At 52.5% G+C, this 24,389-nt stretch carries 28 protein-coding genes; 7 read left to right on the forward strand and 21 right to left on the reverse strand.

Features of this window, described 5'->3' with window-relative positions:
* Positions 1-302: 302 nt before the first annotated feature.
* From PCH01S_RS07850 to PCH01S_RS30820, 4 genes are all read left to right on the forward strand, one after another.
* Positions 303-557 (forward strand): FeoA family protein, encoded by a 255-nt coding sequence (locus PCH01S_RS07850; protein ID WP_009675529.1) that lies wholly within the window; start codon positions 303-305, stop codon positions 555-557.
* Positions 554-1,285, forward strand: a complete 732-nt coding sequence (locus PCH01S_RS07855; RefSeq protein ID WP_042228223.1) for a FeoB small GTPase domain-containing protein — start codon at positions 554-556, stop codon at positions 1,283-1,285. Before PCH01S_RS07850 ends, PCH01S_RS07855 begins: the two co-directional genes overlap by 4 nt.
* The gene (locus tag PCH01S_RS07860; RefSeq protein ID WP_042228225.1) at positions 1,263-2,669 is read left to right on the forward strand and encodes a nucleoside recognition domain-containing protein; all 1,407 of its coding nucleotides are present in this window, start codon (positions 1,263-1,265) and stop codon (positions 2,667-2,669) included. The genes PCH01S_RS07855 and PCH01S_RS07860 overlap by 23 nt, the downstream gene beginning before the upstream one ends.
* Before the next feature lie 142 nt (positions 2,670-2,811).
* Entirely contained in the window at positions 2,812-2,970 is a 159-nt protein-coding gene (locus PCH01S_RS30820; protein WP_164977124.1) for a hypothetical protein, read from the forward strand.
* Positions 2,971-3,273: 303 nt separating this feature from the next.
* Here the strand turns inward: PCH01S_RS30820 and PCH01S_RS07865 are convergent, their stop codons facing one another.
* The 3 genes from PCH01S_RS07865 to PCH01S_RS07875 all read right to left on the reverse strand — a co-directional run bounded on the left by PCH01S_RS07865 (position 3,274) and on the right by PCH01S_RS07875 (position 6,995).
* Positions 3,274-4,458 (reverse strand): anhydro-N-acetylmuramic acid kinase, encoded by a 1,185-nt coding sequence (locus PCH01S_RS07865; RefSeq protein ID WP_042228226.1) that lies wholly within the window; start codon positions 4,456-4,458, stop codon positions 3,274-3,276.
* A 219-nt stretch (positions 4,459-4,677) separates the two neighbouring features.
* Positions 4,678-6,117, reverse strand: a complete 1,440-nt coding sequence (locus PCH01S_RS07870) for an amino acid permease (protein WP_042228227.1) — start codon at positions 6,115-6,117, stop codon at positions 4,678-4,680.
* A 344-nt stretch (positions 6,118-6,461) separates the two neighbouring features.
* Complete coding sequence (locus PCH01S_RS07875) at positions 6,462-6,995, reverse strand: hypothetical protein (RefSeq protein ID WP_241688848.1); 534 nt, start codon at positions 6,993-6,995, stop codon at positions 6,462-6,464.
* A gap of 173 nt (positions 6,996-7,168) precedes the next feature.
* Here PCH01S_RS07875 and PCH01S_RS07880 point away from each other — a divergent pair, with 173 nt between their 5' ends.
* Positions 7,169-7,633 (forward strand): MarR family winged helix-turn-helix transcriptional regulator, encoded by a 465-nt coding sequence (locus PCH01S_RS07880; RefSeq protein WP_042228229.1) that lies wholly within the window; start codon positions 7,169-7,171, stop codon positions 7,631-7,633.
* Positions 7,634-7,646: 13 nt separating this feature from the next.
* On the forward strand, positions 7,647-8,933 hold the full coding sequence (locus tag PCH01S_RS07885) for an MFS transporter (protein ID WP_042228230.1): 1,287 nt from the start codon (positions 7,647-7,649) through the stop codon (positions 8,931-8,933).
* Between the two features lie 165 nt (positions 8,934-9,098).
* On the opposite strand, the gene PCH01S_RS07890 is transcribed toward PCH01S_RS07885, so the two are convergent.
* Entirely contained in the window at positions 9,099-9,572 is a 474-nt protein-coding gene (locus PCH01S_RS07890) for an ArpU family phage packaging/lysis transcriptional regulator (protein ID WP_042228231.1), read from the reverse strand.
* 240 nt (positions 9,573-9,812) lie between these two features.
* Between PCH01S_RS07890 and PCH01S_RS29250 the strand changes: the two genes are divergently transcribed.
* Entirely contained in the window at positions 9,813-10,241 is a 429-nt protein-coding gene (locus PCH01S_RS29250; RefSeq protein WP_053228674.1) for a helix-turn-helix domain-containing protein, read from the forward strand.
* A 383-nt stretch (positions 10,242-10,624) separates the two neighbouring features.
* Here the strand turns inward: PCH01S_RS29250 and PCH01S_RS07900 are convergent, their stop codons facing one another.
* The 17 genes from PCH01S_RS07900 to PCH01S_RS07975 all read right to left on the reverse strand — a co-directional run bounded on the left by PCH01S_RS07900 (position 10,625) and on the right by PCH01S_RS07975 (position 24,382).
* Positions 10,625-11,023: a phage holin, LLH family gene (locus PCH01S_RS07900; RefSeq protein ID WP_053228675.1), complete on the reverse strand. Its 399-nt coding sequence runs from the start codon at positions 11,021-11,023 to the stop codon at positions 10,625-10,627.
* A gap of 248 nt (positions 11,024-11,271) precedes the next feature.
* Positions 11,272-12,042 carry an N-acetylmuramoyl-L-alanine amidase family protein gene (locus PCH01S_RS07905; protein ID WP_084706555.1) on the reverse strand — a complete coding sequence of 257 codons (771 nt, stop codon included), beginning with the start codon at positions 12,040-12,042 and terminating at the stop codon, positions 11,272-11,274.
* A 69-nt stretch (positions 12,043-12,111) separates the two neighbouring features.
* A complete protein-coding gene (locus tag PCH01S_RS07910; protein ID WP_042228232.1) occupies positions 12,112-12,513 on the reverse strand; it encodes a hypothetical protein in 402 nt (133 codons plus the stop codon).
* Between the two features lie 33 nt (positions 12,514-12,546).
* Entirely contained in the window at positions 12,547-12,834 is a 288-nt protein-coding gene (locus tag PCH01S_RS07915) for a hypothetical protein (RefSeq protein WP_174446791.1), read from the reverse strand.
* Positions 12,835-12,857: 23 nt separating this feature from the next.
* Positions 12,858-13,382, reverse strand: coding sequence for a hypothetical protein (locus PCH01S_RS07920; protein WP_042228233.1), 525 nt, complete (start codon positions 13,380-13,382; stop codon positions 12,858-12,860).
* The gene (locus PCH01S_RS29255; RefSeq protein ID WP_053228676.1) at positions 13,379-16,846 is read right to left on the reverse strand and encodes a phage tail-collar fiber domain-containing protein; all 3,468 of its coding nucleotides are present in this window, start codon (positions 16,844-16,846) and stop codon (positions 13,379-13,381) included. The genes PCH01S_RS07920 and PCH01S_RS29255 overlap by 4 nt, the downstream gene beginning before the upstream one ends.
* Positions 16,846-17,409, reverse strand: a complete 564-nt coding sequence (locus PCH01S_RS07930; protein ID WP_042228234.1) for a phage tail protein I — start codon at positions 17,407-17,409, stop codon at positions 16,846-16,848. Before PCH01S_RS07930 ends, PCH01S_RS29255 begins: the two co-directional genes overlap by 1 nt.
* Positions 17,402-18,520: a baseplate assembly protein gene (locus tag PCH01S_RS07935; protein WP_241688847.1), complete on the reverse strand. Its 1,119-nt coding sequence runs from the start codon at positions 18,518-18,520 to the stop codon at positions 17,402-17,404. The genes PCH01S_RS07930 and PCH01S_RS07935 overlap by 8 nt, the downstream gene beginning before the upstream one ends.
* 5 nt (positions 18,521-18,525) lie before the next feature.
* Positions 18,526-18,858, reverse strand: coding sequence for a GPW/gp25 family protein (locus PCH01S_RS07940; RefSeq protein WP_053228678.1), 333 nt, complete (start codon positions 18,856-18,858; stop codon positions 18,526-18,528).
* Positions 18,855-19,244 (reverse strand): phage tail protein, encoded by a 390-nt coding sequence (locus PCH01S_RS07945; protein WP_042228236.1) that lies wholly within the window; start codon positions 19,242-19,244, stop codon positions 18,855-18,857. The genes PCH01S_RS07940 and PCH01S_RS07945 overlap by 4 nt, the downstream gene beginning before the upstream one ends.
* On the reverse strand, positions 19,241-19,657 hold the full coding sequence (locus PCH01S_RS07950) for a phage baseplate assembly protein V (protein WP_042228238.1): 417 nt from the start codon (positions 19,655-19,657) through the stop codon (positions 19,241-19,243). Before PCH01S_RS07950 ends, PCH01S_RS07945 begins: the two co-directional genes overlap by 4 nt.
* Position 19,658: 1 nt before the next feature.
* Positions 19,659-20,690 carry a phage late control D family protein gene (locus PCH01S_RS07955; RefSeq protein WP_042228240.1) on the reverse strand — a complete coding sequence of 344 codons (1,032 nt, stop codon included), beginning with the start codon at positions 20,688-20,690 and terminating at the stop codon, positions 19,659-19,661.
* The gene (locus PCH01S_RS07960) at positions 20,687-20,896 is read right to left on the reverse strand and encodes a tail protein X (protein WP_042228242.1); all 210 of its coding nucleotides are present in this window, start codon (positions 20,894-20,896) and stop codon (positions 20,687-20,689) included. The genes PCH01S_RS07955 and PCH01S_RS07960 overlap by 4 nt, the downstream gene beginning before the upstream one ends.
* A complete protein-coding gene (locus PCH01S_RS07965; RefSeq protein WP_042228244.1) occupies positions 20,893-23,313 on the reverse strand; it encodes a phage tail tape measure protein in 2,421 nt (806 codons plus the stop codon). Before PCH01S_RS07965 ends, PCH01S_RS07960 begins: the two co-directional genes overlap by 4 nt.
* A gap of 6 nt (positions 23,314-23,319) precedes the next feature.
* Complete coding sequence (locus PCH01S_RS30325) at positions 23,320-23,472, reverse strand: hypothetical protein (RefSeq protein ID WP_156972804.1); 153 nt, start codon at positions 23,470-23,472, stop codon at positions 23,320-23,322.
* Positions 23,473-23,474: 2 nt separating this feature from the next.
* Positions 23,475-23,822 carry a phage tail assembly protein gene (locus tag PCH01S_RS07970; RefSeq protein ID WP_053228679.1) on the reverse strand — a complete coding sequence of 116 codons (348 nt, stop codon included), beginning with the start codon at positions 23,820-23,822 and terminating at the stop codon, positions 23,475-23,477.
* Between the two features lie 38 nt (positions 23,823-23,860).
* A complete protein-coding gene (locus PCH01S_RS07975) occupies positions 23,861-24,382 on the reverse strand; it encodes a phage major tail tube protein (RefSeq protein ID WP_042228246.1) in 522 nt (173 codons plus the stop codon).
* Positions 24,383-24,389 lie beyond the last annotated feature (7 nt).

Here is a 24,389-nt window from a genome sequence, read left to right on the forward strand (position 1 = left end):
CACAGCTCCGGCCCCTATTGTTTCATTCAAAATAAAATCAAGTTTTTTTGGGCGAACAAGGTTCCCCCTTTTTTCTTTCACATAAGATGTGGCTAACAATTAGGACATTCGTTACCGTGCGGCCATCCCCGATTTATTCCTCCTCCTAAAAGTTTTTCCCTAGAGAAACTTTTTGTTGACAGTCTAAAACTGTTTGCCTATACTAACACCATAAAGCAGCGTTAACGGAAGGCACATTTCCATAAATAAAATTTTGCACTCGGCAAACAGTTTGTCCGAAGGGAAAAAGAAAGGTGGGCCCTATGTCTTTATCAGAATTGTCATTGGACCAGGTCAAGGTGGGAAGCGTTGTCCGGTTAAGCCGGATCGAGGTACAGGGAGGGATGCGAAGACGGCTCCTTGATCTCGGATTCGTCCCGGGTAACCGCGTGGAAGTGATCCAGCGAAGCCCGCTCGGCGACCCGACCGCATTCCGTGTCAGCAATACAACCATCGCGCTCCGGAAAGAAGAAAGCTCGCTCATTTATACGGAGCCGGAAGGAGGCGACAGTCTGTGAAAACTTATACCGTAGCACTGGCCGGCAATCCGAACACCGGCAAAAGCACACTGTTTAACCGGCTGACGGGACTCCGGCAGCATACGGGGAACTGGGCCGGCAAAACCGTGCTGACCGCGGAAGGCGAATTTGAGCGGAACGGAATTCTATACAAGCTCATTGATCTGCCCGGCACTTATTCCCTCTACTCGAATTCGGCGGATGAGGAAGCTGCCAGGGATTACATCATCTTCGAGCAGCCGGACGTCACGCTTGTCGTGCTCGACGCGACCTCGCTGGAGCGGAATTTGAATCTTGCGCTGCAGGTCCTAGAAATGACCAGCCGTGCGGTTGTCTGCATCAATCTGATGGACGAAGCCGAGAAGCTCGGCATCCGGATCGATCTGGATCGGATCCGCGAGAGGCTCGGCGTGCCCGTGGCCGCTATTTCCGCACGCAACAACAAAGGCATCGGCCCCATGCTCGATCTCGTCGAAAAGGTGGCTGAAGGCGTCCTTCATCCCGAGCCCCTGCCTATCCCCTACAGCGAAGAAATCGAGCGCCAGGTCCGGGAGCTGGAGCCTTTCGTCCGCAAGACGCTCGGAGCCCGCTATCCGGCCCGCTGGATCGCGCTCCGTCTGCTCGACGGGGACGAGAATCTCATCGCCTCGCTGAAACAGCGGCTAAACGGCGCGGCGCCGGCGCAGGGACAGGGGGTAATGAGCTATGGCCACACCGCATGCAACTAACAGGCCCGATCCGATCGATTCCCTGCTATCCATGGCGCAGACCATCACGAGCGGCAGTTCCATCCGGGACGAAATTGTAAGCGACATTTATAAGACGAGCTGCGACATCTGCAATGCGGCCGTCCGCTACGAAGACAAGAAAAAGCTTGCCGGTACGCACAATCTCGATAAGATTCTGACTTCAAAGCTGTGGGGCTATCCCATCATGTTTGCGGTGCTCGGCGCGATCTTCTGGATCACGATTGCCGGGGCCAACGTTCCTTCGGGCTGGATCGCGGATTTCTTCGGGGTAATCGAAGGCTACCTGACGGCAGGTTTCCAGGCCGTCCATGCACCCGCATGGCTTCACGGCATACTGGTTCTCGGCTTCTTCCGGGGTACCGCCTGGGTAATCTCCGTCATGCTTCCGCCCATGGCGATTTTCTTCCCGATTTTCGCATTGCTTGAAAATTTCGGCTATCTCCCCCGGGTCGCGTTCAACATGGACCGCCTGTTCAAGAAGTCGGGCGGACACGGCAAACAAGCCCTGACGATGTCGATGGGCTTCGGCTGCAACGCGGCGGCCATCTTGTCCACGCGGATCATCGAATCCCCGCGCGAAAGAATGCTGGCCATCCTGACGAACAACTTCGTCCCGTGCAACGGCCGCTGGCCCACGCTGATCCTGCTGTCCTCTCTTTTCATGGCGGCCGGCGCCTCAGGAGGCTGGCACACTTTAGGAACCGCCCTGTTCGTCATGGGGCTGGTGCTATTCGGCATCGTGATCACCTTGTCCGTGTCGTGGGTGCTGTCCAAAACGGCTCTCCGCGGCGTGCCCACGCATTACACGCTGGAGCTTCCCCCTTACCGGAAACCCCAGATGTGGAAAACGATCCTGCTCTCCTCCCGCGATAAATCGTGGGCCGTGCTCAAACGCGCGGTAATCGTAGCGGCTCCCGCCGGAATCATTACCTGGATTCTGGGCAACATCATGATTAACGGAACGAGCATCCTTGCCCATACGGCGGCTTTCTTCGATCCTTTCGCGCATCTGATCGGTCTGGACGGCTATATCATCATGGCATTTTTACTCGGCCTGCCGGCCAATGAAATCGTTCTGCCGATTTTGCTCATGGGCTACATGTCCTCCGGCGCCATGGTTGATGCGGACGGAATGGACAACATCAAAGATCTTTTCCTGCAGCATGGCTGGACTTGGCTGACGGCCCTTAATATGATGCTGTTTTCGCTGCTTCACTACCCGTGCGGCACGACCCTGTTCAACATTTATAAAGAAACCAAAAGTACGAAATGGACGATCCTGTCCGCGCTTATCCCGCTGGCTATCGCCATCCTGGTTACATTCGCCACCGCCCAAGCGGCCAGAGCATTCGGATGGGTATAAGCAATCTTAGAAAAAAAGAGAATGGAACGGACCGTGTGAGGGTCTGAACCGTTCTCTTTTTGTTTTGCCGTTCGAAAAACTATTTTACAACTTCCCCAAAAAGGTAAAAAAAGGAAATTTATTATCGGAACGAGGTGTGCTTATGAAATTTCTGGTCTGGCTTCTTAAAGCGATTTTCGTCCTGCCGGCCGTCCTTGTGATGGAACTTGTTTTCGGTCATCAGGGCACGCTTTTTCTCAAAGAAACAGCCAAAAAAGACGATACGGGCGGGGAAATGTACCGCAAGATCGAAAAGCGGTGAGCAGGGACAGCCCACACAACCCGCACTTTAAAAGCACAAAAAGAGACCGTCAGACCGGCGGTCTCTTTACGCTGTTTCCCCGGGAGTTCATGAAGTCCGGTCCTCCGGAGCAGATTAGTATAGGATACTCTCTAAACGGTGAATGATCTGTTTGGCGGATGAGGAAAGTACCCTCGCGCAAACACTAAGAGACACCGCCATAATCAGCCGTGCCTCCACCGTCTGTATTCGTTTTTCTAACACCTTTGCAGCTCTGCTGTGGCGAAACGCCCGGTTTGCCGCAGCAGAGTGACAGCGAAATGTTTAAGGAAGCGCAAGCTTCCCCATCACGGTCGGACGCGCCGCCCCCGTTGCCGAGGGCAGATTGTTGGGGATGCGGCGCAGGAAGTCATTGCCGAGCAGCGCGAAGATGACGGCTTCTTTGGCGTCGTCATGCACACCGAGCGCACCCGAGGTCGTAACATGCTGGTCCGGCAGCAGCTCCGCGAGCATCGACAGCAGCGTCCGGTTGTGGGCGCCCCCGCCGGAAACGATGACCTCGTCCACGCGGCAGCGCGAAAACACGAACCGCCGGCAGCCTTCGGCAATCGTACGGGCCGTAAACGCCGTGGCCGTCGCCACGATGTCCGCGTCCGCCAGTCCGAGGGCCTTCGCCCGCGCGATAAAATCGGCCGCGTACGCTTTGCCGAACACTTCGCGGCCGGTTGATTTGGGCGGCTTCAACGAGAAGTACGGATGCGTCATGGCGTCTGCGACAAGCCCTTCATCCGCACGTCCCTGCGCCGCCCACGAGCCGCTTTCGTCATAGGAATGCCGGCCTCCCGACAGCTGATAGACCACCTGGTCGATCACCATGTTGCCCGGCCCCGTGTCGAAAGCGAACACATCGGACGGCCCCGCCTGAGGGGGCAGGACCGTGCAGTTGCCGATGCCGCCTATATTCTGAAGCAGGCGGCCTTTCGTTTCGTGGCGGAACAGGATGAGATCGCCATAAGGGACCAGCGGCGCGCCCTGTCCGCCGACCGCCATGTCGGCCGGACGGAAGTCGCCGACGACAGGGACGCCCGTCCGCTTGGCAAGGACGGACAGGTCGCCGAGCTGGAGCGTCGAGCGGACGAGGTACGGATCGGCAGCATCCCCCTCGGGGATGTGCCAGACCGTCTGTCCGTGAGAGGCGACGAAGCCGATGCGGTCCATGGTCAGGCCCGCTTCGCGCACCGCCTCCAGCGCGGCCTCCGCCATCCGCTCGGCAAGGAAAACGTTCATTCCGCAGACGAGGGCAACGTCCGAACGAGCGACGGAGCAAAGATCTTTCAGTTTCTCCCGCAGCGCGTCGTCATAAGGTCTGCTGTAGAAATGCAGCAGCTCCAGCCGGGTATCCAGCCCGCTTCCGTTTATCCGCACAACGGCGGCATCGATCCCGTCCAGCGAAGTTCCAGACATCAGCCCGATTGCGATTACTTCCTCTTCCTTTATGCCGAGTATCATGTATACCCCTCCCAAGCGTCGTCCCCGTGCCTCCGGACAAATAGGTGGAACAGGCCGCACGGGTTCCAGTTGGCTTTATTATAGAGGGACGGAAATATTTTTTCAACGAAATTATATTTTATAAACTTTTATTTCACATCTTTTCGCTCTAATCACTTGTCCCGTTTCATATATAAGACTCGGCTGCGAAGAATGTTTCGTTCGTCCGCTTTCTTATTCTCATCTTGACTTTTTGCGAAAAAACACATCCGTCTTCTCACGCATCGAAAGGGCGGGCTTAAACACCCATTCTTCTTCGGCGTCCGGAGACACTTGTTCTTGCCCCTCCGAACTGTCTACGGCTTTTTTCCACTTCCGGCTCATCATCCGGGTAATCAAGGTGATAACCCCGATAAAGCCCAAGCTGACATAGAAGCCCGGGCGGCTGCCGTGGTGTGCAAGCGTTCCGCTGACGGCAAGCAAAATAAGGGCGATGCCCGTGATCCGCTTCGCTTGTCCCGGCGCTTTCAGACAAAGCAGTTTTCCCGCCGTGATCAGAATAAACAGCCAGTTATATAGGAGGAGCAGTCCTGCGGCGGTTGTGATGTATTCGTACACGCCTCCTGGCATAAGCAAGGCCAGAAGGATCGAAGCCGTCATCCCGCAGGCCGTTAGACCGAGCGCCGGGAGCGGGAGATTTTTTTTCCAACGGCGGGCGAAAAGTTTGGGGGCATCCTTATCTTCCGCTAACGTTACGAGCATGGTGGTCACGGCGAAAAGCGATGCCACCATCGTCGAAAAACCGGCGATAATCAGCACCCCGTTGAAAACGTGCGGGATAAACGGCAGCCGGTAATGACTCAGCGCCAGCACAAACGGGCTTTCTTTGGTATGAAAGACGCTCCAGGGCAGCAGCGTGACCGCCAGTCCGATGGACAAGACATACACGACGGCGAGCAGCAGCAGCATGATTTTCCCCGCCTTCGGCGCTTCTTCCGGTTTCTGCAGTCTAAGGGCCATAAGCCCCATAATTTCGATGCCGCCGAAGGCGTAGAAGGCGAAAATAAGCGAAGACCAGAGACCCGACGCCCCGGCGGGAAACAGCGTCGAAGCTTCAACGGGAAACCTCGGCGCCCGGCTTCCGCCAATGATGCCGAACAGAGCCAGCGCGGCAATGACGAGAAACATCACGATGGCAGAAATTTTGATTACGGCAAACAAATTTTCCATCCGTTCGAATCCTTTTGTGCCCAGCATAATAATCCCAAGCCCGAGCACGCCGTATCCCGTCGCAAATCCCCACATGGGAACGGCCGGAAACCAAAACCGGGAAAACAGGGACAAAGCCGTCAACTGACTGCCCATGATGAGCAGCTCCGAGCTCCAGTACACCCACCCGCTGCTGAATCCGGCCCAGCGGCCGTAAGCCTTTTTGGCGTAAGAGCGAAAAGAACCCTTGACGGGGTCCGCAGCGGTCATTTTCGCCAGCACGTCGAATACCATATAGGTTCCGATTGCGGCCAGCACGAACGAGATCAGCACGGCGGGACCGCCCATCGTAATCGCCAGACCGGAACCGAGGAAATAGCCGGTTCCGATCGTAAACGCCACGCCAAGCAGAGAGAGCTGCCACCATTTCAGCTTCTTTTCGTCTTCCTCGGCCGTCTGCTTCTTTTCCACGGGAAGTCTCTCCTTTGCAGTTGAACCATGAAGTTCTTTTAAAAAGAGTTCCCCCGGGGCAACATTTGTATGCCGGCCGGTTTCGTCTGTCTTGTATGGTTCTGCGTGAGTTTTGGTCGCCCGGGACACCGAAGCAAAAATAACCGCCTGCAGGACGCAGACGGCTAATAGAAATTTTTGTAGGTTCCGGGTGCTGCGCAGCTCCTTTTTGTAGGTTCCAGGTGTTGCGCAGCTTCTGTTGTGCAGATTCCCTGTATTGTGCAGGGTCCGTTAGTTTGGCAGGTTCATTGTGATCGGTATTTTGTCCTTTTTCGTAAAAGGATTAGGGTCTTATCGCTCGTCGTTTACCGGGTGACGGGATTAACCGGTTTGCCTTTCGCCAAGTAAACGGTTACCCAGCAGGATACGGCGGCAGTCAGGGAAATAACGACTCCCATCAGAAGACCGACAAACTGCATGAAAGGATCTTGTTCGGGAGCGGACGGCGGTAGCAAGAAGATTTGCAGAAGAAGATAGACGGTGAGCACCCAATAAAAAGCGCTTCCGACTCCGCCGATAATCCGCTTTTCTTTCTTCGTGCTCTCACGCGAGATACTCATCTGAATCCAGATCATAAAGCTGATAAACGCGCCGGCGCCCGCAAACAAAAACAGGGAAAACGCGACATTCATCATGACGGTGAGCACCACAAGTGCCGAAATGACAAGGAAAATAACCATGTTCACGATAAATAAAAAGCCCCCGTACGCGTAGGGGGATTTCAGTCTGGCCGACGCGGCCATTCTGGTAAACCACGGGATCGGACGGAACGTAATCCTTCTGACAAGGATGATTTGGATAAGGACAAGAACCAGACCGAACAATAAAAGCACAGTCACTTCCAAGCACTCTCCCTTTCAACTCTGCATGTTTTCCTGATTATAGCAAAGGCGCATACAGTGCAACAAGACTAGGCTGCTTTTGTCCGCTTTCGGCGGTTTGTTTTCCATTGACAATAATAGTTGTTTAACATATAGTTGTTGAGACAATCATTTTAGCGCGGAGGGATCTAATGACAACGGAACCCATCTTCAATAAGAACGGATTGAACGATTCCTTAGGCTTTTTGCTGGGCGTGGCTTACCGGAAGATTTCCAATTCCCTGTCACAGCGGCTGAAAGAGTATGACATCACACCCGAACAATGGTCGGTACTCTACCGGATCTACGAGCAGGATGGTCTCATCCAGAAGGACATCGCCGCCAAAGCGGGTAAAGACAAGCCGACGACGACACGCATTTTGGATTCGCTGGAGTCGAAGCAATTTATAAGGAAGCAGGTGGGTCAGGGAGACCGGCGTTCTTTTCATATTTATATGACGGACAAAGGCCGCTCTCTGATTGCGGAAACGGTTTCCATTGAGCAGCAGACGATCCGCGATGCCGCTGCGGGTTTGTCTCAGGAGCAGTACGACCAGCTCATTACTTTTTTGCGAGGGATCATCGACAACCTTACATTGACATCAGAAAGCGAATAGGAGTGTCTACATCATGTCTAAACATCCAGAACAGCTGGAACTGCTTCACCATCCGGATGCGGGGAAAATTGAACCGCTCTGGACGAAATCGTTTATTATGCTTACGTTTTGCTATTTTCTTCTGTTTCTCTGCCTGCAAATGCTGCTGTCTCCCTTCCCCACCTACGCGAAGGACCGGTTTCATTCGGGCGATTTCACGTTGAGCCTCTTAACCAGTCTCTTCGCCATTTCGGCGATTATCACCCGGTTCGTAACGGCTGCCTTGATGCGCCGTGTACACCGCAACACGCTGCTGTTCTGCGGTGTGGCATTCGCCGCCGCTTCGACGGCGGCTTATTCGTTTGCCGGCTCCATGGGCGCGCTGCTGGCACTGCGCGTCTGCTTCGGCATCGGCTTCGGGATGGCCAGCACGGTTATGCCGACGCTGGTGTCCCAGATCATCCCCCGCCGCAGAATCGGCGAAGGGGTCGGGTACTTCGGCCTGTCGAGCAGCCTGGCGATGTCCGTCGGGCCGACCATCGGCCTCGCGATGATCGGCAGCTACGGCTTCGGCCCGCTGACCGCCATGGGCACGGCGGCGGCCGCCCTGATCGTGCCGCTGCTGCTCGGCTCGCGGAGCATTCCGCCGCAGCCGGCGGCCGCGGTCGTTTCGCCTGCTGGTCAGACGGCAGCCTCCGCCGGCGGAACCGCGAAGCGCAGCGGCTTCAACAAGAAGCTGCTGCTGCCGGCTCTGCTCAACGCGCTGCTGTCGGTGACGTACGGCGGCCTGCTCAGCTTCATCGCCTTGTACGGCAAGGAAGTGCATCTGGAACAGATCGGGCTGTTCTTCCTGTTCAACGCGATTACCGTTCTCGTCGTCCGCCCGATCTCCGGCCGCCTGTTCGACAGCAAGGGGCATTCCGCGATCCTTATTCCCGGCGCCCTCATTCTGATCGCGAGCCTGCTCGTTCTGTCCGTGGCGACAACGATGCCCGTGCTGATCGTCTCGGCTCTGCTCTACGGTCTCGGATTCGGCGCTCTTCAGCCGACGACCCAGGCCTGGATGCTCCGTGAAACGCCCCCGGAGCAGCACGGCACGACGAACAGCCTGTTCTACAACTCCATCGATTTCGGAGTCGCTATCGGCTCCATGCTGCTAGGCCTCGTCGCCTCCGGCACCAGCTATGCGGTAATGTACCGTTATGCCGCCGGTGTGATGGCGCTGTTCCTGCTTGTGTACGGCGTCTATCTGTTGACGCGCCGCCGGAATGCCGGCTCTTCCGCCGTTCCGGCAGTGACGGAAATGGAAATTTCCTCTTGAGATGCGCCTTGACCGAGACGAGATATACACCCGGCCTTCCTTTGTAATCCCGGCACGGAATCACCTGCTTGCATAAGGTGAATTCCGTGCCTTTTTTGACTGTGCAGCCTTCGCTGATTCTGTCTTGGCCGCACAATTGGCCGTGGTTCACACGCTTGCTTGCGTCTAGCCCGTAGCCCCTTCCCGCTGCTGCCCGGCTGGCCCCGGCACCCCTAGCGAGAGTATAAGCGCTAATTTATAAAAAGCTTTCCAGCGGATGGACGAATAGGTAACCGCACTGATCGGCGGATCGAAGCTATGATTGTAAACGGCATAATCTTTCACATAATCGTCCTTCATGTAACGCTCTTCGATCAGCAGCCTTTCTTTCGGATGAAGACGGCTTACCGCCATCTCGATTCTTTCGCAGTAGCGGCGCCGGCGTTCCGGTTCTTCCACGTTATAAATGGCTATGCTCGCGGTCTGATCGCTTGTGACGTTCGTCGGCCCGTGAAATTTTTCCGTATAGCTCGAAGTAATCGTCGCCGTTCTTTCTTCGAATGTGATCGTTTTATACATCCGGTATTTGAGCAGCGCTCCCTCAACGGCTGTTTTCGTCTTTTTTCGGTCAAGTTCCGGCATCTCGATACTCGTTTTCATAGGCGGTAAGCCCTCCTTTATACTATGTATCTCCTCTTGCGGCAAGCTTCATGGCTTGCGCTGGGACCTCTCTTTTTCCTATCTTTAGTATATTACAATATAACGTTATATCATAATTTGGTAATAGTTCGATTGTGTTATACGAACATGCGTTCCCTTTAAAATGCTCTTGTTTTCTTGACTATTCTTAGTTTTTTAACTACTATTACAGTATTCTGGAATAGATAGAGGGTGAATCTCATGACACTTGTCGATACTATAAAAGGATTAATGAAAGAACAGGGCCTTACCCAATACAAGCTCGCTCAAAGAGCCGGAATTCCGCATTCCACGATGAGTACATTACTGAACGGCAGCATTAAAAATCCGTCCGCGGATATGGTCGCCCGCATTGCCGAAGTTCTGCAGGTCACGACGGATTATTTGCTCGGTCTTTCGGATCTTCCCACCCACGAACATTCCCCTGACCAGACGGACCGAAAAGAAACCCGCGGCCAATCCAAAAACTCCGACCCGCACCGCAACGAGAAGGAGTTTGTCGATAAAATCGAACTGTCGGATGAAGAATTATTGAAACAATTCAGTCTGGAACTTGACGGTCGGGAGCTTTCGAAGTCGGAGACGAAGAACATAATCGCTTTTGTCCGCACGCTGCGCCAGAATAAGTAGCGACCTTAATCAAGGTTTTCAGCTCGATGTCAAGTATGACAGCCAATGATTTCAGGTCTACTTTCACGGGGGCGATAGGTTGTCACCTCCAAGATGATGGTAGAGATCCGTATGAGATGTACACTTATTATACCACAAAACACCTCCAAATAGGAACGTAAGTTCGTATTTTATGTGCACAAAACCAATTTTCCCCTATCATCCAGGTTCCTCTCAGCTTACTATCCCTTACATTCGATCGTTTTTAGCTCCCTAACTAACCTGACTTATTCTCAGAAAATAGTCAGCAAAAACAACCGGAAACAAAAAAAAGCCCTCCCAACCGGAATCGGTTGAAAGGGTATCGGTCATCATGAAACGGTTCCTTCTATATTATACGGACATTAACCGGCTGCCGGTGTCGTGTCGGATTCTTTCCTTTCCGCAGCATGATCCGCCTTATTTTGAGCGGGATTGTATTCCATCCAGGCTTTTTGAATAGCCGCGAGAAGCTTGTCCGGCGTTACGTTCATTCCTCTTGTTTGAAGTTCGTTGGCCGCATACACGATGGCCGCGTCCATTTTTTCCTTTCCTTTTAAAATCAGTCCCTGCGCTTCCGCAAAAGCCATCGCTTCCGATGCCACTCTCATGATGATTTCCTGCTGGGCGGCGTTCGTGCGGGCCTGAAGCCAGGCGATCAGCGACGTTTTGGCCGCGTGAATAAGGACAGTTAAAACACCGGCCAAGGCCGTGACGAGCGCCAAAATGACTGGTGTCAGTAAATCCGTCAGCTGTTGTGCCATTGGTGAATTCCTCCTTTAAGTCCGTAGTTGAACCTATCAAAAACGTCAAACAATATCTGCCCGAAGCTCTCCGCAGATGACAAAACCGATCAGGGGTCCACCGTCATGCGGAAAACGAGTATTGCGCGCGTCATATTTCGGGTACATGGGTTAACCCCGATATGTGAGGGCTTTTCTTCGTGTGGAATATGCGAAAAAAAGGCAGGCAGGCTGCCGAAGGTTTACTCCGGTTCGCTTCACGTAATCACTCAGCCTCGCAGTTTATCGGCCATCCGCCGAATGAGAACGGCGGTGTACTCCGCGTCCGGCGTCTGCCCGTTGGTCATTACGTTGTTCCAATACGCGGGTGAGTCGATCACTCCGTGTTCGTGAAGCTTGGCAATTGCCGCCTCCACCCCTTTGGAAAAATCGGGCTGCGCCTGTGGCTGAGATTTGTCCGGGGACACGGATACCGGTCCCAGCGCAAAAGCCTCGGCTAGACCTTCCGCCGTCGACGCGGCCAGCTGATCCAAAAACGCCTCGTTCTTCAAAAGCGAGGCATCCGCCGCCCGGTCGATAAAACCGTATTCCAGCAAAACCGCCGGCATGGCGGTCTGACGAAGCACCGCGAGATCGCCGGACTTCCGGCCGCGGTCCTCGAGCCCGTATTTGGCAAAGGCCGCCGATACCTTGGCGTGAATCACGGAGCGGAGTGCTTCCGTCCGGGAGCCTGCGGCCGTCCCGCTGTACACGTAGGATTCAAACCCGGTGCCTCCCCCCGCATTGATGTGGACCGAAACGAAATAATCGGCTTGCAGCCGGTTGGCGAACGCGCATCTTGCTTTCAGATCGGAGGACTTATCCGTATCGAAAGCCGTATCATCTGTGCGAGTCATGCGGACATCAGCCATGCCTCGGAGTTTATTCGCAATTCGGGACGCGATTTTCAGCGTGAGTTCTTTTTCCATTAATCCGCTGCCGATTGCGCCCGGGTCGTTCATCCCGTGTCCGGGATCCAGGACAATTACAGGTTTTTTCATGAGTCATAACCTCCTTACAAAATAGAAAAAGCCCTCAGCCGTTAAGCCGAGAGCCGTTTGCGGACACAATCAGAATGGGAAGAAGCTGAATATATACGCGATCACGGCCGCAATCGTAACCGCAATTACATATTTTGAGAAGCTCATCCAGGCCTGCTGTGCGCTTGTCCGTTCTTTCTGTCCTTCCAGGCGTTCAGAGCTGCCGTCCCGCGTTACCTGCTGGAGCAATTCGGCGTTGTCTCTGGTCATCTGCTGAAACACGTTGAACATTCTCGTTTCAAAGCCGTCGAATCTCGTCAGCACCTGACCGACCAAGGTCTCTGTCCTGGCCTGGCCCGCATACAGCTGCCGGATATCGGCTTCGTTTTTTTGCTCGCATCTCTTCAGCTCCTCGATGTCCGCACGGAACTGCCGGCTTTCCATGTTCAGCCTTGCGAGATGCTCGCCGAAGTTTTCAGGGGCGATGGCCATCGTTATCGTCACCTCCCGTCGTAAGCAGGCTGTTTACCTGCCGGTTTGGTGTTCGGGATGAGATTGGGAGGGCGTCGGCTGAGCCGGAACCGTTTCTTGCATAATAGTCCGAGTCTCGTCGTATTCCTTCTGATTGATCCAGCCCTTATCAAGGGCTTCCTTTAGCAGCTCCGCTCCGTATGTTGCCGCAAAATATAGCTGCACGGGTGTGCGGTATTCCTCCCGAATGCCTTTGAAGCCATCCCGCTGCGTAAAGCGGTCGGTACCGTAGACGTAAATGCTGCGGCAGTAGGTGTTGCGTAAGAAATCATAAGTAACCATTGTTGCTGTTCCCCTTCCCTAATTTAAGTCGCAACAGATTCCATGAAATTACGAAAATCCTCGTTCATCCTGGCCTGCTCTTCATTCAGCCTAGTCTGCTCATTTATCGAAAACTCGATATAGGCTTGAAAATCGGCGTTTTGCCGTGCGATTTCCTTTCGCAGTTTTTCGTTTTCACGGGCCAATTCCTCTAGGGTCGGAGGTTTCAGAGGCTCCGGCTTGCTGCCGATCAATAGAGCAGCCCCTCGCCGGCCTTCAGCATCCGCTGTTACCTCGTAAAACGGCTCACCGGACAACGTAATAGAAGAAACGCCCTCGGTAACCAAGAGCGTTTGCTTTTTGCCGTTTATGGTTAGCTGTACGTCTGCATTTTCCTGCGCCGGCTCACCGACGTAATCGTAAATGCTAACGGTAAGAGTAACGATATCCTCAGCAGATTCCGGCTGCTTGTCGGTGGATAAGCGGAGGTGGGTCAGCAAGTCGTAATAGGACTCACCGTAGGGTTCGATAGTGTAGACGACGCTGCCGTCGATGCGGTATTGGCTCATTGAAAAACGCCTCCTGCAAAGTCAACATCCATGTTTATGCTTGATGTTGAGGTATTTGTCAACTCAATGACTATCGATGATTTTGCAAAAATAGGTTGAGAGATAATAGCTGCAGATCCTTGTAACGCATTGCTATTCGGAAAGTCGCTGACCCTTCCATATGAGGAAGTGGAATTGTTATAGCCGATCCAACCGGAAGACGGCCTTAATGTCGGTTGATATACGGCTAAGCTACTATCGGAGTTATAACTAACATCATTGTTTTGAAAAATACCGTTCACATAATTAACAACTAATGTTGAATCATAATATAAAGAACCGTCCACAAATACCCTTAACCTTCCAACTCCACCGGAACCCGATAATGTTAACGCCGCAATCCTTGATAAATAGCATTTTCCAGTAAAATGTATTGCATTTAAGGTCTGATTTCCGTTAAGCACTATCGTTTGTCTTTTAATGATCGGTTTATACTGCTCCATTCCGCCGCTCACCGCCTTCCAAGTTGATCCATCGAGGTATTCCAATGCTCCGTTAATCATCCTTAAACGTCCTTCATGCCATACAGGGTTTCCATCAACTCTTAATAATCCCCCTGTGCCCGGTAATATGTCGATATTCCCAAAAGGATTAGCATTCTGGATGTGCATACTGCTAAATCCTGCTGAAGGATAACCAACGTACCCCTTTCTACCTGCATCATTTCCTTGCGGGTAAAATTCTAAATACGTATGGTCCTTTCCGACTAACGCAACAGTTGCAGCATTGCCATTAATTCTGAGAGTCTCAACGTTACCGCCTTTGATAGACATGGCATCTCTTTCAAGTGTGCTGACCCTTGTTTCGATATCCGCGTTAGCTTGGGCTTGCATATCTACAATTGTTTTCAAATTCATACTTAAGCTGGCGCCGATACTAGAAAGGGGAGCAGACAATGGATTCAGCGTCAGATACGTGACTTCGTAAAACGGAGGTTTATCCGGATTTCTGTCGTCAACATTCGTAAGCCAATCCCCATTAGCCTCTAAGCCAGTAGCCGGGATCCCTGCCTTTACGATGTAATAGTCAGAGATTGCTTTTCTATTTCGATACAGCTTAAAAAAGCTTTTCACTTTATTTTTTAACATAGCCGCGTATCCAGCCGCATTAATGTTATATTTTCCCGATCCAATGTCGTAGGCCGCAACCACGCGTTCACGTACGATCATTCCTGTGCCTGCTTCAAATTGATTGAAGCCTTCGTGTAACGTGATAGCACCTTCCGGAACAATTTCCGTTTCGAACGAACGTGACAATTGATAGGTTAGACGATATGGCGTGTGATTCTTCCATTTCGTTTTAGGCAAAACAACTGTTTCCGCCCCTGCCTCTGTATTTACGATCGGTTCCCAGCTTTTTGTGCCTTGATTGTTAAAAAGTTCCGTTTGTTGGGTCGTTGAATTCCAATAATACATTCTCCAGCCGTTAAAATAAGCCTTGATCTCATCTGCAGATGGCGTGTAATTATCTCCCCAGCCACTGTCTGTATTTGCAATCGTAATATATAACAAGTCACTATCTTCAAAAGTATACCGGTCCACCCCATCCATGTGGGCACCTGAAATCATGATTTTACCATCATACTTAAGCACAGAGCTCCCTAGCTGCCAGCGAGATACATATTCTGCAACTGCCGAAGAAGCAAAAACTCTTTTAAGTCCAGCTCTTGCGATATTAAACAACCACGGTAGTGAACCATTGACCTCTACCTCACGAAATCTGGACGTTTTCCAGTACTTACCGTCACGTTCTGTGACCTCATCTGTTACACTTCCGTCCACATTGGAAGCAAGCTTCACGTCCGAAAAAAACAAATAATCATCTTCTCGCGCTTTAAACGGACGAGATTTTGTTCCAAGGTTAACCATGACGTCCGAGTACGTTACGGTTCCGGCAATGGGATTCAAATTGACGTCTATTGCCTTCAATACCACTTCAATAAAAGCTGATTTCGGAGGAGCCACGTTACTACCCCGGAGGACATCACTTAGACGATTTTTGTCATAATCCGTGTAGTAGTAATAAGCTGCCGCATTTGAGGGAGCTGTCTTTGCGGAAACGGTATAAGATTGACCAGCCAAAACCGGAGCATAGAAACGCGCATAAACGTTTCTGTTCGGATTATACACGATATCCGCAGTATAGGAATTCTTAAATACGACTTCATTTTCAGCCGCATTTCCCCGCTCCCATTCGTTAGACGTAGGAGCAAGATTCTCCCCGATTTTAATAATATAGGCACCGGTCGTATGCTTCATATCATCGACATATGGGAATCGCAAAGAAGCTTTATCCCAGCCGCTTGTAGTCAGAAATTCATAGTCAGCCGGACCGATCTCGAATAACCTCAAAGAATCAAAATTGGCATGCTCCGGTGTAGAAGCATTCGGAATAAACGGAAAGCTTCCATCGGCTTTAAAAATCTGTCCCCGCCATTCGAACGTGGCGGCTGTGGCCGGTGTTACGAAACGCATACCGACTACTGACCAGACGCCAGTCTTCGACGCGGTTGTTGTTGTGGCATCACTAACAACGTTTCCTGCCGCATCCCTGATAATAAGCCTATAACCTGCCACAACGTTCCCTGCACCGACTCGTGCGTCACCAATCATCACGTAGGACTTATTAGGCTCGATAAAATACCTGGGGCTTTCACAATAATGTTCATTTGACCCCGTCCCCGTCGCCGTGATCTTGTATGAGGACGTTCCCGTTGTATAGGTTGCTGCATCCTTGCTGATAAGGATATTAGCTTTCGCAAAAATAGAAACGTTCGCTTCGCTTCCTGTCCTGCCGACCCGATTCACAAGCGTACGCCCCTTCAAACTTTCCAGCTTGAAGCGGGACATCCTCTCTGAGTTAACGACCTGTAATCCGTTCTCCAAAGTAAAAGCCTTGGAAGGTGCGTTCTCCAGATGAGACTCCGCATAGTCTCTCAAACGCTTCTCCGATTCGGCCAAATCATTCTGTGAGGCGAAAACCAACGATTTATCGATCTCCGCCGTCACATTCGCCGCATTGCCCACAATCACAATCGCGTCGATGGACTTCTCGATGATGTCCGCCCCGCCAACGGGCGGAATGTATTCTGCATTGGTACCGGCATTGCCGTAGCAGTACAGAATTTCTCCCTCGTCCGGGTCTTGCGCATAGATGCCGATTTCCCGGAAATAAAAGCCGGTTGTCACATCCTGGTTAGACAGTACGGCTCCAATGACCGCACGGCCCTGGGTTTGAATTTTCAGCTTCGAAATCGCCAAAGATTTCTTTTCGCCGATCAGTTTAGTCAACACCGGAATGGACTGCCCGCCAAGCTGCCCGTCCCCTACTCCCATCCGGGTATAATTCAGCGTTACGCCCGTCTGGGCTTTGGCCTGCAAATTACGCCCTTTGTTCGTCAATACAAATCCGCCAAAGGCTCCCATTATCCCACCTGCCTAATTGTCATTTTTTCGCCCATATGAAAAACGCCCCCGATATACAGAGGCAATTCTTCCGTCTGGGATAAAATCACACGCTCAAGCCGGGCGCTGAGCCGCTTAACGGACTCGACCGCCCTGTAAAATTCGCGCGCTCTTTCCTGCGTCACTTCCGGGTTGTTCGTGATGACCCGGAAACGGAAAGGCTGACCGCCGTATTCGAACCATTCCTCGACTTTGCCTTCGCCGAAAAGCGCGGCGACCAGCTCTTCCACCGCGGAAGGCGTTCCTTTGCGTTTGTGCCAGCGAAAAGCGTTCCGGACGAGCTCGCGCTTTTGTTCTAGAGGAAGTCCCGGCTCGTAGAAATCGACGTGAAACTGCCACGCCAGCTCGTCCGCCTCTTCCTCGGTCAGCTTGTCCAACCGGTCGTAGTACGTCAAACGTCCGATTTCTTCACTAAGCTGCCGCAGCTGCCCGTCCAATGAGAGAGCCGCCGCCCTTACGGTCTCGTCTCTCTTCAAATTCGGCGGCAAAATGTCCAACAGACTTGCGTGCTTGAGCTCAATCATCGGCAAGCCCTCCGTATACGATATTCACCTTGCCGTCCTGAGCGACTTTAAGGGCGGAAAGCTCCGTGTACGCCGGGCTGGCGACATTCACGCGCAGGGCCCCCGCCGCCATCACGCGGCCGATCAGTTCGGAGGGGTTAATGTCCCGGCCGAGTCTGGATTTCTGCCAGAGCCGGTACCCCTCGACCGCTCCAGCGACGGCCGCTTGAATCGCGGCCGAATCGGCGGCCCGGCTGCGGCTGACCCAATAGGTCAAGCCGATGTCGTAAGGCACCGTTTCCGGAGCCCGCACCGTGACATGATCGGTCAAAGGCCTGACCCGCCGGTCGTTAACGGCCTCTTTTACCGCATCCAGAACATCCGCGGTCGGCAGCTCGCCTCCACGCAGAAGCGGCAGCACGACAACCTCGCCTTCGGCAGGAGAATGTACCCCTACATCCACGATGGCGGGATTCGCCGATTTCGCCCAGTACTCGTAAGCCCCTTCCGGCCCCGCTGTCGAAAACGACTCCGGAGCGGTTCGGATCCGTTCGCGGTATGCATCGTCCGACTCGGTCTCGGAACCTCCCGAAGACTCCGTCGTATTGCGGACGCTAACGACAAACGGAACCGGGTCCACGAGGACGTTCAATATCCCCGGTTCAAACCCGTTCCCGGCCGTTCCCGGTACCGCGCATTCCGCGGATGCGGACGCCTTCAGCTGTCCCGGCGCAATTTCGACGACTTCTGTCGTCACGAAATAAAGGGCACCGCCGCCGCCCTGGGGCCCGATCCGGGTCCCTTTCGGAATCAGCGTGGCCGAATTGAGCGGCATGGACAGCGTAAACTCCACAGTCGTAACGGCAGGCGCCGCTTGAAGCCGCTTCGTTTCGGTCATTTCACCCATATGATCGAGCAGGGTTCCCCTCGCATATCGCAGCAGATTTTGCCTCGCCGTCTGGTTGATCAGCACACGCTGATGCACGATCATATTCGCCAGCGACATCAAAAAAAGGCGTTCGGGGTCAGCCGGAAAAAGCTTACGGCCCGTAATCGCCTCGTGTACGGCCAGAATTTCCTGAATCGTTTCCGCCGCATCCTCCTGTATGAACGGATAAGCGTCTTCGTTCAAACTCTTCACCCCTCTCTCAGCTTAAAGCGGATGACAGGGATAAGCCTGCCTGCGCTTCCGCTCGTTTCATCTTCGTAAAAACGGATCTCTTCCACCAGAGCTCTCGGCTCCTGTTCCAGAATCGCGGTCATCACGCTGCCGCCCATCCGGGCTTTCGCAACGGGCATGGGTTCGTCAAGTTCTTCGAACGGAATCCCCATATTCCTGGCAAAAGGAGCCGAGCCCGCAGGCAGGCTCAGAATCGTCCGCAAGTTCTGGATGACCTCTTCCGCTTCGCTCTTGGGGCCGAAATAAAACCCTCCCGGCTCTCGCATATCAACGGTATAGTCTATTTTCATACATATTCCTCCAAAGAAACGGAAGCCGACGCGAGCAAAATATTGCCCCGGTTATCGACTTTATCCCAAGATTGCTCCAGAGACGTAATGACCCAAAAGGCTACGCCCAGTCCCTTGCCGCCTATAGTGAGGGACATCGCTTTGCCCGAACGCTCGGTTTCTACCAGCTTGTCCAGCTCTTTGCGCGGGTTAATCCCGTACCGGAGGTCGAACCGCATCGTAAAAGAGATCGTGTCCAAACCCGGACCGATCCACTGCGTTCTGGCTTTTTTGCCGAGAATCTCATGTTTGGCCCAACGGCTTGAGCTGCTTCTTTTAAAATCGTCGAAAGTCCGAATCGTGTCGGCAGTCGCAATAAACACAATATCGCCCAATGTCCCGATCATAGCGCCTCACCGCCTCTCGTCAATGTTCCGGTTACGATCAGGTCGCCCTCAATTTTCACGCTGCCGGCAGGTTTAACATGGAGCACGCCCGATTGCCGGTCGTAATAGACGCTGCTGCCGTCTTCAAACCACACGCCGCGCTGCGACGGTAAGCCGGGCGGGCTTTTAGCGGCCGTAAAAAAAGTCCCCAGGCAAAAACCCGCCTGAAGACCACTTCCCGCAAAAACGCAAAGCACATTCTCGCCGACCGCCGGCAGGCTGTTCCCGCGCGCCCATCCTCCCATGGGAGAAACAACCGGCAGACCGGCCGTAACGTATTGATTCCGGTCCGGAAAAGTGACCCGCACGGTCCCCTCTGAAGCCTGGACGCTGGATACGATGCCGGCCCGGATTACAGGATTTTCTGAAGCCATCTCACCACCCCAGTACTTTTCGGATTTCAATATCGGTCGTGTAGCCGCCGCTGCCCACTTTGTGGCTTGCACTCTCGATCAAATATTTGCCGTCGAACCGGTTCCATCCCTGAAGAAGAAGCGTAACCCCGGAAGCTATGCGGACATCCCCCGACAAGGAGAGGCTCGCTTTTCCGGCTTCTTTGTTCTTCTCGCGCAGGCTTTTGGCCGCAAGACGCATAGCCGCCGCCTCGGAATCGACTTGTTCGTTAATTTTCAAAACAGGTCCTTCCGCCGGAGCGCCCGGAGGCACGTACATCGCCTGGTAAGTCGTGTTTTTCGCGGAATCCGAATAGGTGACCTCGCAGGCCCGGTAAGCGGTATAAGCGGTGCTCCAGCCGAACTTGTGACTCGCAACGGCGTCTTCTCCGCGGACCAAGGTCAGCGCCGGATCCTTTTTCTCATACTCCGCTTCATCGAACAAGACGAGCTGGCCTTCGGATACTTTTACCGCAATTCCTTCTTTCATGGCCTGTTCGTTCAAAAAGCCCAAATCGGACTGATCGGTCTGTTCCAGCCTCTCATAGGCAGGATCGACGTCAGCCGAATAGAACAGCGTCAGTCCGGCCGCTCGTGCCACATCGCCCGCCAACGTGCGCAGAGTGACGTTTTCCCACGCCTTCGTGCGCTTCTCCTGACGGATACCGGAATCGACGGGAAGTGAAACAGCCTTAATGCTCACGGTGTCCGGCGGACCGCCGAAATCGAAGGAGTCGACTTCAAACGTCCCGCAGGGGAGCTTTTGTTCCTCCTCCGGGTAATTCCAGCCGAAGGTCCTGATTTCGGCCTTGATCGTATCGCCGGCTGACGGCGACCAGGGCCCCTGCCAATTTTGCAGCCTGTCTTCAAGCGAAAGTTGAATATCGTCGAGCGATCCCGGCGCCGCATCGTTGTACGTAAAATCCACGAGAGAATCCGCCAAGGATCGGGTGATATCTTTTCCGTTGTACTCGACAACCAGCTCCGCCCTTCTTGCGTCCAATACGTCCTTCATACGGGCTCCCTCCTTTTCCAAGGTGGGAGCGTATCCGACGACTGAGCCGGTTTAGGCGGAATTTCAAGTGTAATGCCGGCCGGAAAAACGACGATTTCCGCATGTTTCTCGTTAAAATTCAAGAGGAGCGGCATAAACCGCTCGCTCCCGTAAAACTGATAAGAGAGCCCATCCCAGGTATCTCCTTGAATCGTGGTGTAAATCATACAAAGCTCACCCGCGCTTTTTGACGTAGATAGGTGTTGAATTCTCTTTCAAAATCCCGTCTCGTTCTCTGCTCCATCTGCTGGACAGCGGCCTGATCGGCATTTCCGTAGAAGTTATACGACGGGTTAAAAACAAAGGCCCCGCTTCCGGACGAACCTCCGGCAGGCGAAACGCCCAGCATCCGGCCTGCGGCCGCATACAATCCGCGGCTGCGGTCCGAATTGTTGATCGGAATGATGACCTCGCGGTCTCCTCCTTCGCCGATCCAGGCGAGCTCGGGACTTGAGACAATTCCGCCTTTTGCATAAGCCTTAAATGGAGGTCCTTTAGGAGGGGAATAGCCTGTCCCGATGAGCGGATAACCTTTAAAATTAAACCCTTGGGGGGGGGAGGCTGTTCCAGAACCCGGATTCCCTTTATTTGTGGCTCCTTGGGAAGGAGTGCTTTTTGCGATAGTCTGAATCGGCGGGATATTCATCCCGAAAGTTCCGCCCCCGAGCCAGCTAGGTACATTGATGCTCATACCGTTTATTTTTGAGATGCCCGAATTGATGGCATTAATGACGAAATTTATTCCGTCAATTGCCCCGTTTTTTATATCCGTCCAGAGATTACTGAAAAAAGCTCCTATGCTTCCGAATGTGCCCTGCATGGCAGTCCACAGATCGTACGCCTTCGCTTTCACCGTATCCCAGTTTTTATAGAGCGCTATTCCTCCTGCTACTAAAGCCGCCAATGCAATTACGACCAATGTAATAGGATTGGCTAGAAAAGCTAAATTCACTCCATTTTGGGCGGCTGCCATCCCCCACAATATGACAGTGGTTGCTATTTGCTGAGCCTTCAAAAGTGCCATGGCTGCCACGTTTCTCAATACTGCGATAGTGTTTCTTCCTAACGCTAGCGCAGATTGCCATCCCTGAGCAGCGAATTTATACATGGCAGCTATAATACCCCCTGTCATTTTACCCGCTGCAACGACCGACTCAAGGCCCGCTTTCACAATGCTTTTGACAAAGGTTGTGACAACTTGATAACCTGCTGATAAAGCTTGTAAGCCCGTTTTGACTAGAGCAGGTCCGAAAACCAAGGTTAGAACCCCAGCAACCCCGAGGATGGCTTTTTGATGCTCTTCAAGAAAACCGGTAATAAATGAACCAATTTGAGGTCCCATAGTCATGACCGTGTTAAATACTTCGTTAATCGCCGTTTTTACAGCCGGAATGGCAACGATAAGAGAATCAGCAAACTGAGATAATACAGGCATGGCCATGTTTTGAATCGGCTGCAAAATCTCAACAAAAAGTTGTCTGCCAATCGAATTAAAAGCATCTCCTAATGTGTCATATTTCACAGTAGAAAGCTGGGCCATCGTATTTTTTGTCATATCAAATTCGCTTCTTGCCGATCCCATAGCCATAAGGACATCCTGCTGTAGTCCTTTAAACGAAGTTCCGAATAATTTAATGCCGATTTCATTGCGCTTCATCGGATCTGTGATAGATGCCAGGGAAGTTGCAACTTTATTGAAAGCGGCTTGAGCTTCCGGACCGCCTTTCGAGAAAATTTGGGTCATACTTTCAGCATCCATATTAAGGGCTTTAAATGCCGCAACACTATCCTTGCTGCCACTTGTAGAGGTTGTGCTAAATTCTTTCATGGCCCCGCCGATAGTATCTAACCCGGATACACCCAGCTTTGTTCCCAAACCGAAGGTATTGAACATTTGGTTTGCCGAAAAACCCATGGTTTTAAAATGGGCCCCGTATTTATTCACGGAATCCAAAAGATTTCCCGATTTCTCCAGGCCCTTCTGCGCACCCTGAGCAAATAAGTTATAGGCTTCCGTACTCGAAATACCGAAATCTTTCATCATGTACTCAGCTGAAGCGGCGGACGATTTTACATCTTTTCCGAAAACGTCTTTAAAGACAATCGCGTTTTTAGTCGTTTCCTGTAAAGCGGCACCCTGTTGATTAGTCAACTGTTTAACCGTGGATAGCGAGCCTGCAAGATCATTCCAGGTACCTCCAAGATTTTGCTTATACAAAGCCTTCGCTGAAGCCTCCAGCTCAACCATTTCGGTTTTACTGACCCCTGTTGACGCCTGAACTTGCTTCATGGCTACATTAAATTCATCGATTTTAGTGACTACGCCCATGAAAGAAGCCTGAATGCCTTTTATAGTCTTAAGTCCATTAGCAAAACCGTCGAGTGTCTTTTTAGCTTTCTTAAGTGCAGAATCGGTTTCTTTCACTTCTTCACTAAGCGGTTTTAACATGTCTGGTGGAATATTAACTATAACTAACTGTTGAAGCGTATATTGAACATCTTTTATCATTTTTGTGACGTTCGTCACGGAAGCCGTATCCAGTTGAAGATTTACTGTCGCCGGAAGATTAGTCCCATTCGCCATTTTTTCTCACCCCCTTTTCGCAGTTACCTCTTGGATCGGTTCCGTCCACTCCAGCAGCTCGGCTACCGGAAGACTGAGCCAGTAAGGAATGGGCGTTTTGGTGGCAACCGAGAAGGAGGCCACCAGCTTGCGCAGGGTGCGTCCTCCTTCTCTGCCCATCCCTAGCCCAGCAAAAAATTTTGCGACCGGACAAGAATTTTGGAGAAATCTTTGCCGGGAAGCGCCTTAATCAGATCCATGGGGACTTTGGCCGCGCGGGCGGCTACCAAAGCTTGATACGTCTGGGAAATTTGCTTCACTGGCACGACTTCGTTACCCGAGGACATCGCGTTCATTTGTCCCTCGCAAGAGAGCAGGTCTCCGCCCGTCAGGCTGTCGAAATCGAGCAGCAGCTCGGTATATTCGGTTCCCTCAAAAGTAAACGGCCGACTGAGCTTATAGACACGCTCATCGACCGTTTCGGTTTGACCTGCTTCTGCGGCTGGAGTTTTGGTTTTATTTTCGGACATGGATTAATTTCTCCCTTCAGGTATCGGATGGATTTGAATTAAAGTGCGAGATCCGCGCGGACGGATGCGAGCTGATCTTTGCCGTTCACGACAAAAATGTAGTTGAATTTGTCCACTTCCAGCATGACTTTACCGCCAACGGACACTTTCAGGTAAACGACTTCAAACTCGGTGGAACCTTCCATCGCCGCACCGACTTCTAGGCTGCCCAGCGTACCGGTTTTAGGGAAAGCGCGAACCGTAATCTTGGCGCCTTCGGTCGCGTAAATACCGGTCGCCGTATTATAGGATTGCTGGGAAGCGCGGAAATCTAGCGCATGCGCTTCGGGAGCAAGAAGCTCCAGAGCGGCCGGGTCCATCGTATTCCAGGTCAGCGAACAGGTCATGGGACCGAATTGGCCGATCGTCGGGCTCTCGACTTCACCCGCGATGCCCGCACCTTTTACGGATTCCGAAAGATATTCGAGGCTGGGCAGTTCAACTGTCGCTACCCCCAGAAATTGACTGCCGTTCTTGTATACCGTGTACCCTACAATTTTATCGCGTACTTGTTTAGCCATGTTGAAA

This window comes from Paenibacillus chitinolyticus NBRC 15660, assembly GCF_000739915.1.
Lineage (GTDB): Bacteria > Bacillota > Bacilli > Paenibacillales > NBRC-103111 > Paenibacillus_F > Paenibacillus_F chitinolyticus.

Coding starts and splice junctions, on each gene's coding strand:
- PCH01S_RS07955 (WP_042228240.1), bottom strand. CDS start 20,690: ATGAAGGACGTATTGGACGCAAGAAGGGCGGAGCTGGTTGTCGAGTAC.
- PCH01S_RS07860 (WP_042228225.1), top strand. CDS start 1,263: ATGGCCACACCGCATGCAACTAACAGGCCCGATCCGATCGATTCCCTG.
- PCH01S_RS07890 (WP_042228231.1), bottom strand. CDS start 9,572: ATGAAAACGAGTATCGAGATGCCGGAACTTGACCGAAAAAAGACGAAA.
- PCH01S_RS07880 (WP_042228229.1), top strand. CDS start 7,169: ATGACAACGGAACCCATCTTCAATAAGAACGGATTGAACGATTCCTTA.
- PCH01S_RS07900 (WP_053228675.1), bottom strand. CDS start 11,023: ATGGCACAACAGCTGACGGATTTACTGACACCAGTCATTTTGGCGCTC.
- PCH01S_RS30820 (WP_164977124.1), top strand. CDS start 2,812: ATGAAATTTCTGGTCTGGCTTCTTAAAGCGATTTTCGTCCTGCCGGCC.
- PCH01S_RS07920 (WP_042228233.1), bottom strand. CDS start 13,382: ATGAGCCAATACCGCATCGACGGCAGCGTCGTCTACACTATCGAACCC.
- PCH01S_RS07965 (WP_042228244.1), bottom strand. CDS start 23,313: ATGGCGAATGGGACTAATCTTCCGGCGACAGTAAATCTTCAACTGGAT.
- PCH01S_RS07865 (WP_042228226.1), bottom strand. CDS start 4,458: ATGATACTCGGCATAAAGGAAGAGGAAGTAATCGCAATCGGGCTGATG.
- PCH01S_RS07975 (WP_042228246.1), bottom strand. CDS start 24,382: ATGGCTAAACAAGTACGCGATAAAATTGTAGGGTACACGGTATACAAG.
- PCH01S_RS07945 (WP_042228236.1), bottom strand. CDS start 19,244: ATGATCGGGACATTGGGCGATATTGTGTTTATTGCGACTGCCGACACG.
- PCH01S_RS07905 (WP_084706555.1), bottom strand. CDS start 12,042: ATGAAAAAACCTGTAATTGTCCTGGATCCCGGACACGGGATGAACGAC.
- PCH01S_RS07930 (WP_042228234.1), bottom strand. CDS start 17,409: ATGATTGAGCTCAAGCACGCAAGTCTGTTGGACATTTTGCCGCCGAAT.
- PCH01S_RS29255 (WP_053228676.1), bottom strand. CDS start 16,846: ATGGGAGCCTTTGGCGGATTTGTATTGACGAACAAAGGGCGTAATTTG.
- PCH01S_RS29250 (WP_053228674.1), top strand. CDS start 9,813: ATGACACTTGTCGATACTATAAAAGGATTAATGAAAGAACAGGGCCTT.
- PCH01S_RS07950 (WP_042228238.1), bottom strand. CDS start 19,657: ATGGCTTCAGAAAATCCTGTAATCCGGGCCGGCATCGTATCCAGCGTC.
- PCH01S_RS07970 (WP_053228679.1), bottom strand. CDS start 23,822: ATGTCCGAAAATAAAACCAAAACTCCAGCCGCAGAAGCAGGTCAAACC.
- PCH01S_RS07910 (WP_042228232.1), bottom strand. CDS start 12,513: ATGGCCATCGCCCCTGAAAACTTCGGCGAGCATCTCGCAAGGCTGAAC.
- PCH01S_RS07850 (WP_009675529.1), top strand. CDS start 303: ATGTCTTTATCAGAATTGTCATTGGACCAGGTCAAGGTGGGAAGCGTT.
- PCH01S_RS07915 (WP_174446791.1), bottom strand. CDS start 12,834: ATGGTTACTTATGATTTCTTACGCAACACCTACTGCCGCAGCATTTAC.
- PCH01S_RS30325 (WP_156972804.1), bottom strand. CDS start 23,472: ATGGGCAGAGAAGGAGGACGCACCCTGCGCAAGCTGGTGGCCTCCTTC.
- PCH01S_RS07960 (WP_042228242.1), bottom strand. CDS start 20,896: ATGATTTACACCACGATTCAAGGAGATACCTGGGATGGGCTCTCTTAT.
- PCH01S_RS07940 (WP_053228678.1), bottom strand. CDS start 18,858: ATGAAAATAGACTATACCGTTGATATGCGAGAGCCGGGAGGGTTTTAT.
- PCH01S_RS07885 (WP_042228230.1), top strand. CDS start 7,647: ATGTCTAAACATCCAGAACAGCTGGAACTGCTTCACCATCCGGATGCG.